The sequence below is a fragment of the Arthrobacter sp. 05T444 genome (genome assembly GCF_056395905.1).
The window spans coordinates 1-405 of sequence record NZ_JBFTKK010000076.1 but is presented as its reverse complement, the minus strand read 5'-3'; the positions used below and the strand labels follow the sequence as shown (position 1 = coordinate 405).

The window sequence follows — 405 nt, the reverse complement described above, 5'->3', positions numbered from 1 at the left end:
GGGCCGGCGGCGTTGAGCCGGCCGCCGGCGCCGAGGAACAGGCCGGTGCCGATGGCGCCGCCGATCGCGATCATCTGGATCTGCCGGGGCTTCAGGCTCTTGTGGTAGCCCTTGTCCTCCGCGTGGAGAAGCTTTTCGGTGGCGTGCGCCTGGGCCGGAACCGTGTGGTCTGTGATGGCCGCGGTGCTTGCGGCGCCCTGTGGGGAGTTGGACATGGGGGATCCTTTGTTTCCAGTGGGGGACGGGAAATGCGGTTTATTTGCTGAGGTTGGCGAGGCGTTCGGGGCTGAGGAGTTCCTGGAGTTGGTCGGCGGTGAGGAGGCCGTGTTCGAGGACGAGTTCGGCCACGCCCTTGCCGGTGGCGAGGGCTTCCTGGGCGATGGCGGTGGCGGTGGCGTAGCCCAG

The 405-nt window shown here is 68.1% G+C and carries 2 pseudogenes; both read right to left on the bottom strand.

Annotation, left to right across the window (positions count from 1 at the left end):
- Positions 1–215: pseudogene (locus AC1DD3_RS22155) on the bottom strand (amino acid permease); the annotation flags it as partial.
- 40 nt (positions 216–255) lie between these two features.
- Positions 256–405, bottom strand: a pseudogene (gene aspA / locus AC1DD3_RS22150) (aspartate ammonia-lyase); the annotation flags it as partial.